Source organism: Ruminococcus sp. CAG:379 (assembly GCF_000434255.1).
GTDB lineage: Bacteria > Bacillota > Clostridia > Oscillospirales > Ruminococcaceae > Ruminococcus_F > Ruminococcus_F champanellensis.
Genome location: NZ_FR894852.1, coordinates 60,352 through 66,984 on the forward strand (window position 1 = coordinate 60,352; position 6,633 = coordinate 66,984).

Annotated in this window: 8 protein-coding genes and 1 pseudogene; 5 read left to right on the forward strand and 4 right to left on the reverse strand. The window is 54.6% G+C overall.

The genetic code is table 11. The features are described from left to right. The first annotated feature begins 3 nt into the window (after nt 1–3). The 4 genes and pseudogenes from QVO51_RS03370 to QVO51_RS10850 form a co-directional block, all read left to right on the forward strand. Nucleotides 4–384, forward strand: a complete 381-nt coding sequence (locus QVO51_RS03370; protein ID WP_022357234.1) for a MarR family winged helix-turn-helix transcriptional regulator — start codon at nt 4–6, stop codon at nt 382–384. Beyond that, a complete protein-coding gene (locus tag QVO51_RS03375) occupies nt 381–1,721 on the forward strand; it encodes an MATE family efflux transporter (protein WP_022357235.1) in 1,341 nt (446 codons plus the stop codon). Before QVO51_RS03370 ends, QVO51_RS03375 begins: the two co-directional genes overlap by 4 nt. Nucleotides 1,722–1,852: 131 nt before the next feature. Next, nucleotides 1,853–2,386, forward strand: a complete 534-nt coding sequence (locus QVO51_RS03380) for a histidine phosphatase family protein (RefSeq protein WP_022357236.1) — start codon at nt 1,853–1,855, stop codon at nt 2,384–2,386. A gap of 12 nt (nt 2,387–2,398) precedes the next feature. Further along, nucleotides 2,399–2,791: pseudogene (locus QVO51_RS10850) on the forward strand (GNAT family N-acetyltransferase); the annotation flags it as partial. Between the two features lie 61 nt (nt 2,792–2,852). Here QVO51_RS10850 and QVO51_RS03385 read toward each other — a convergent pair. The 3 genes from QVO51_RS03385 to QVO51_RS03390 form a co-directional block, all read right to left on the reverse strand. Further along, a complete protein-coding gene (locus QVO51_RS03385; protein WP_022357238.1) occupies nt 2,853–5,198 on the reverse strand; it encodes an ABC transporter permease in 2,346 nt (781 codons plus the stop codon). A 212-nt stretch (nt 5,199–5,410) separates the two neighbouring features. Next, a complete protein-coding gene (locus tag QVO51_RS10855) occupies nt 5,411–5,800 on the reverse strand; it encodes a recombinase family protein (RefSeq protein WP_369677885.1) in 390 nt (129 codons plus the stop codon). A 171-nt stretch (nt 5,801–5,971) separates the two neighbouring features. Continuing rightward, nucleotides 5,972–6,103, reverse strand: a complete 132-nt coding sequence (locus QVO51_RS03390; RefSeq protein WP_022357239.1) for a hypothetical protein — start codon at nt 6,101–6,103, stop codon at nt 5,972–5,974. Between the two features lie 215 nt (nt 6,104–6,318). Here QVO51_RS03390 and QVO51_RS03395 point away from each other — a divergent pair, with 215 nt between their 5' ends. Further along, on the forward strand, nt 6,319–6,450 hold the full coding sequence (locus QVO51_RS03395) for a hypothetical protein (RefSeq protein ID WP_288167810.1): 132 nt from the start codon (nt 6,319–6,321) through the stop codon (nt 6,448–6,450). 20 nt (nt 6,451–6,470) lie between these two features. Here the strand turns inward: QVO51_RS03395 and QVO51_RS03400 are convergent, their stop codons facing one another. Then, complete coding sequence (locus QVO51_RS03400) at nt 6,471–6,623, reverse strand: peptidoglycan-binding domain-containing protein (protein ID WP_022357241.1); 153 nt, start codon at nt 6,621–6,623, stop codon at nt 6,471–6,473. Nucleotides 6,624–6,633 lie beyond the last annotated feature (10 nt).

Below are 6,633 nucleotides of genomic sequence, written 5' to 3' on the forward strand. Positions count from 1 at the left end.
GCCGTGGCATACGGCTTATCCGACACCGCCCTGTGGATCCTGTACATAGTATCGGATGCCGCAGAACCCTGCACCCAGCAGGATTTGTGCCGGCAGTGCTGCTTTCCAAAGCAGACCATCAACACCGCCATCAACCATCTGATCCGGGACGGCTATCTGACATTGGAAACGCTGCCTGGCACACGCAACAGCAAAAGGATCATGCTGACAGACACAGGACATGCCCTGATGCAAACCACCATTGATCCATTGAAACAGGCGGAGGATGCCGCCTACGGCAACTTCAGCGATGCAGAGCGGCAATGCTACCTGGAACTGACCAGGCGGCTGAATACAAACCTGCGGGAGGAACTGCAGGCGCAACTCAAAAGGAGAACACTATGAAAACACCCATTCAGCTTTCCGACCACTTTACCTACCGGCGCTTGTTCCGGTTCACACTGCCTTCCATTGCCAGCATGATCTTTGCCTCTGTATACGGCATCGTGGACGGCTACTTTGTCTCCAACTATGCGGGAAAGATCCCCTTTGCCGGACTGAATATCATCATGCCCTTTATTATGATGCTGGGCGCAGTGGGCAATATGATCGGGCTTGGAGGCTCCGCCTTGATCGGCAAGACCCTGGGGGAGGGTAACCGGGAAAAGGCAAACAGCCTGTTTTCCTTCTTTACCTATTTCATGGGAGCAACCGGCATCCTTCTGGCTATCATCGGAAACCTGTTTCTGCCCCGGATCGCCGTCCTTCTGGGAGCGGAGGGGGCTGTACTGGAGAATGCCATTCTATACGGTCGCATCTGCCTGTGCGGCATTCCCTTTCTGACCCTGCAATATACCCTCCAGGGCTTTCTCATTACGGCGGAAAGACCCCAGGTGGGATTCTGGATCACGGTGGCAGCCGGAGCCACCAACATGATACTGGACGCACTGTTCATTACCGTATTCCACGGGGGACTGGCAGGAGCAGCCATTGCAACAGTTGTGGGGCAGCTCATCGGCGCCGGCATACCCATCGCCCTGTTTTTCAGCACCCGGAACAACTGGCTGCTGAGGCTGGGGAAGGCGAAATTTGACGGGCAAGCCCTGTGGAAAGCATGCACCAACGGCTCCTCCGAGTTCCTGTCCAACGTTTCCATGTCCCTGGTGGGCATGCTGTACAACACCCAGCTTCTGAAATATGCCGGCAACGACGGCGTAGTGGCATACGGGGTCATTATGTATGTGAACATGATCTTCATTGCCGTATTCTTCGGCTTTTCCGTTGGCACCTCCCCGGTGTTCAGCTTCAACCATGGGGCTGATAACAGCACAGAGCTGAAGAGCCTGTTCCACAAATGCGCCTCCATCATTCTCGGCTCCTCTGTAATCATGCTGCTGGCGGCAGAGGTGCTGGCACGGCCCCTTGCCATGATCTTCACCAGCTACGACCAGTCCCTGCTGGACATGACCACCCACGCCTTTGCCATCTACTCCGTTTCCTTCCTGTTCTGCGGCATCGGCATTTTCAGCTCCGGTCTGTTTACCGCCATGAACAACGGACTGATCTCCGCCATTCTGTCCTTCGTCAGAACCGTAATCCTGCAAATCACCTTCATCTTCGTCCTGCCCCGGCTGTGGGGTCTGGACGGGATCTGGTGGTCTGCCGTGCTGGCAGAGGGGCTGGCAGCTGCCCTCAGCATTGTCTGCATCCTTGCATACCGAAAAAAATACAAGTATATGTAAGGCAACCAGGCAGGCTTTGTGCAGCGTTGCCGTAAAATATGCGCCATCACGGATCCGTCAAGGGACGCAGCCGGATTGAAAAAACCTCCCGGATGTGGTATACTGGAGTTATCATCAACCAGGAGGGCAATATGGGAACAGTGTATTTTACCCGACACGGGCAGACCGTGTGGAATGTGGAAAACAAGATCTGCGGCGCAACGGATATTCCCCTGACCCAGCTGGGGCATCAGCAGGCTCTGGCACTGGGGGAACGGCTTCTGGCGGAGCAATGCCCCATCGACCGGATCCTGTACTCGCCTCTGATCCGGGCAGCGGAAACCGCCCGGCATATCGCAGAGGTCACCGGCATCCCGACACAACCGGAGCCAAGACTTACGGAGCAGAACTTCGGCATCTACGAATCCACGCCCCGGGACGGCATGGAATTCCGGACGGCAAAGGCACAATTCGTCAATTCCTTCGGCACGGGAGAATCCATGCTTCGGGTGGCACAGCGGATCTACAACCTGCTGGACGAGCTGAAAGCAGGACAGGAAACCTGTCTGCTGGTGGCGCACAACGGCATCGCCCGTGTGGTGCGTTCCTACTTTGTGGACATGACCAATGCGGAATACGCCGCCTATGGTATGCACAACTGCGAGATCGTTTCCTATACATTCTGACGGGAGAACATCATGGAATTTACCACATATCACAGCCTGCTGGATGCTGCCCGGCAGATCCGGGAGGCGGTCTTTGTCCGGGAGCAGGGCTTTCAGCTGGAATTTGACAAAACGGATGAAACCGCCGTCCACATTGTAGCATGGGACGGAACGCAGCCCGCCGGCACCTGCCGGGTGTACCCGGCGGAAGGGTGCTTCTACATCGGCAGAGTGGCTGTGCTGCCCCAATACCGGGGCACGGGTCTGGGACGGGAGCTGATGCGCCGGGCAGAAGCATATATCCGCTGCACAGGCGGCACTGCCGCAGAATTATCCGGTCAGGTTCAGGCATCCGGCTTTTACAAAAAGCTGGGGTACACCCCGCTAGGGGAGGTATACCCGGATGAGGGCTGCCCCCATATCCGGATGCAAAAAAATTATAAAGCAGCACAACGCCCGCTCCGATCTTTGCCGGATCGGGCGTGCTTTATTCTGTCACCAGCGTGCGGACGGACAGGGTGCGGATCCGGCGGGATGCCAGGAATGCAGACACTGCAATGGTCACAGTGGTCAGCATCAGGGCAAAGAACCAGTCCCTGCCGCCGATCACCAGCTGCAGGTTGAAAATGCCCATCTGCCGGGTCACCGCTTCTACCACTTTCGACGCCCACAACCGAGCAGCACTGAAACCGATCAGAGAACCTAGGGCGCCGATCAACGCAAACCGCAGAGCAAACTGCACCCGAAGCCGGGTCACCGTGAAGCCCAGCGAACGGTAAACTCCCAGCTCTGTGCGTTCCCGAGTGAACATCTTGCTGCTCATCATGCATGCCACCACCGCAGCAAACACCAGGGATAACCCGTCAATGAGACAGCCCATGGCTTCAAAAATAAAGTCATAGCCGAACAGGGAGGTCATATCCACAGCCTCCGCCCGCATCAGTTCCGGGTAAGTGGTGTTCAGATACTTTGCTGCCTCCACGTTCCGTTCCGGCTGGTTCATAGCCAGGGTGGCGTAGAGCTTTTCCGGTTCCGGGAAAATGCGCCCATAGCCGTCATATGTAATGGCAAAGCACATACCCGCATCGTTTGTGTCCTGGTAGATACCGGAAATCATAAATGTTGCCTCCCCCTTGGAGCCGGAAACCGTCACCTGATCTCCGATGTGCAGATCCAGCGCATCGCACACCAACTCCGTCACCAGACACTCGTTGTCATAGGCGGGCGCCCTGCCCTGAATGACGCTCTGGATCATAGCAGAATCCAGATAAATGGCGCATTGCAGGTTTTCTCCATTCATAGACATATACTGATGCGCAGAAACGCAGATGCTCTCCATACCTCCGTATGGCTCCAGAGCCTGTCGGAGCGTCTGTTCCATCTCCTGGTCATAGGACTGATTGAATGTCAGGGCCATATCGATGACCGGCTGTCCCAAGGAGGTATACATTTTTGGGGACTGGATCAGATTGTTGATGCCGGAGGCGGTGAGAATGAAGAACACCAGAATGGACACCACCAGCAGCGCCCCTGCATACCGACGCTTGGCGCAGACCACCTGCCGCACCGCCAGGGAACCGGACAGGAACCGGCGGCTGATGGGCATGCGCAGACGGCTGTCGAACCAGACCGCCTCCCTGCCTCCGGAGATGGCACGCACCGGAGAGATCCTGCTGATGCTCCGTGCCCGCCTCAACAGCACAAGTAGGGACAGGAATAAAACCGCACCGGGCACCACCAGACAGCACAGCACCGACAGACTGCGGCTGTACAGGAATCCGGATAGCTGCATAAACAAGCCGGACAGCTTCCAGACAATGGGCATCGCAATGCAAATACCCAGCACCGCCCCCAGAAGCTCCGCCAGCAGATATTGCAGTGCCAGGATCAACCCGATCCTGGTTTCGGTAAAGCCCTGTGCCTTGAGTACGCCCAGCTTCACATAGTCCAGTTCCATCTCGGACTGGATGCTGTGAGCGATGACGATCTGCACGATCAAAAACAGCAGTCCCACAAACGCCAGCATGATCCGCAGCACCATCCTTTGCATCAGCCCCGTATAGTGCACACTCTGGGCATGGGTCAGGGTGCCGATAGCGAAATCCGACAGCTTGGTTTCCCGATTCAGCTGCCGCAGAAATACCTGGTCGGACAAATCGCAGTCCGCCTTTTTGTGGACACCCAGCACGCAGCTTGTAATGTGCTGCTCCGTATCCGTCTGCTCATCCTCCAACGCCTGAGCACGGTATGTTTCCAGATCCTGATCGCTGATAAACAGTAACTTGAAACCGATTAGAGCTGCGCCCAGGGTAGGCTCCTGGACAAAGCCCCGGATCCGGAAGGAATATGTACGCTTTCCGAAGGTGGCAGTCAAGGTGTCCCCGATCCGGCAGTTCATGCCTTGGGCAAGCCCGTAGGGCACATAGATTTCCCCGGGCGCCAGTGGCGGCGCAGGCTCCAGGCCGCTGAAATCCTCACGAAACAGCAGGGTGTCCGGCGGCATACCGATGTAAAAGTAAGCGTTTCCGGTCTGACTGTCTCCGATCTGGTTATCGCCGCTGACAAGCCCCCGGCGGCAGGTGACCCGTTCTGTCTGGGGAAATGCCTCCACCTGTTCCAGCAGTTCCGGAGTCACCCGAGATTCGATCAGATAGGAGGAAACGTCCGGTGCGTCCGCCTTGCTCCAGGCGGTCTGCATATCCTTGTTGAAGGACTGATCTAGGGAGAAAATTGAAACCGCCGCCGAAACGATGATGGCGGTCAGCAGAAGAATGCTCAGGCAGGTACCCTTTTTTTGGCGGATATTCGCCCACAGCAATGTCAATACATCCATACGCCCCTCCTTACCACTCTAAGGAGGTGAGCCATGTGTCGCCGGAAACGCAAAACGCAAAAAAACGACACGCAAAACGCAAAAAATAGTAAAAAACTATCTGCGGATTGTTGTTGCCGGAAACGCAAAACGCAAAAAACCGACACGCAAAACGCAAAAAATAGTAAAAAAATAGGCGAATAACCGCCGAGAGGCCGCATTTTCAGCCCGGGTTATTCGCCTATTTCATTTATACGGATTGTAGTTTTTCGGCACTTCCGGCCGACCAAAACATTCCTGGCGCAGAGCAGCTGCTGCACCTCGTCGAAGTCGTCTGGCGTGATTATAACGGGTGTTTTAACGGGCTTTAAATGCCCGTTAAACACCCGGTAACCACAGTATACTGGATTGCGCAGAATCTTGCCTATAGAGTGGGACGTGAACGGCTTGCCAAGTTGCCCTGTGAATCCATGTGCGTTGCATAGCCGCGCCACATCAGAAAGATTTTGGACAATGAGATACATGTCAAAAATGTACCTTACAACTTCCGCTGCCACCGGATTCAATGCAAGCTCAGAGCCTTTTCCGAATTTGTACCCAAGCGGTGGAATTGCGGCGATCACCCCCTTTCGGAGCCGTTGCGGTTGTTATTTCCGGCGGTTTGTGATGATTGCAGCGACCAGCAGAACCAGGCTGATGCCGTCCAGAATAATGATGATCCAGTCCATCATAGTGCTTGACAATGGCGGCGTGTGTCGGTTATAATAGGAGGGAGGAGGATTTCCTCCCTCGATTTACTCGGACAGTATTTTGATTATCTCTAGGATAATCTTTACTGCCCCCAGAGCCGCATTGACGATCAGTAACTTTTGGAGGGTCTCTGATCGATCGGTGCGGTTCTTTTTTCGGCGTTGCTTTTTCGCCATTGTCCTTACCTCCTTTCCATGTTCTAATTATAACACATGTACCAGTACATTTCAATAGAAATAACGCACAAAATTTACATCTTCATTTTGTGTACTATGTACGTGTACAAGTGTATAAATATGTGATAGAATTATTAAAGGAGGTGATCGCAGTGCCTATATCCGAATCAAGGAAACGAGCAAATGAAAAATATAATGCAAAGGCATATGACCAGGTGAAGATCATCGTGAAAAAAGGGGAACGCGAGAAAATCAAAGCCCACGCAGAATCCAAAGGAATGAGCCTGAATGGCTACATCAATGCCCTGATTGATGCCGATATGCAAAAAACCGCCTCGGAGGAGTGATCCCCCGGGGCGGTTTCTATTTATTCGCCGGTCAACGCCGCCACGGTTTTCTTGCCTGCCAGCCCATCCACGGTCAAGCCGTGCTCCTGCTGGTAAGCCCGGATGGCAGCGATGGTTTTCACGCCTGCAATACCGTCAATTTTGCCGCAATCATAGCCTGCCGCATCCAGCATGTACTGGATC

Bases quoted from the DNA above. Each gene is read 5' to 3' on its own strand.
- QVO51_RS03375 (WP_022357235.1), top strand. From the start codon at position 381: ATGAAAACACCCATTCAGCTTTCCGACCACTTTACCTACCGGCGCTTG.
- QVO51_RS03380 (WP_022357236.1), top strand. From the start codon at position 1,853: ATGGGAACAGTGTATTTTACCCGACACGGGCAGACCGTGTGGAATGTG.
- QVO51_RS03385 (WP_022357238.1), bottom strand. From the start codon at position 5,198: ATGGATGTATTGACATTGCTGTGGGCGAATATCCGCCAAAAAAAGGGT.
- QVO51_RS03390 (WP_022357239.1), bottom strand. From the start codon at position 6,103: ATGGCGAAAAAGCAACGCCGAAAAAAGAACCGCACCGATCGATCAGAG.
- QVO51_RS03400 (WP_022357241.1), bottom strand. From the start codon at position 6,623: ATGCTGGATGCGGCAGGCTATGATTGCGGCAAAATTGACGGTATTGCA.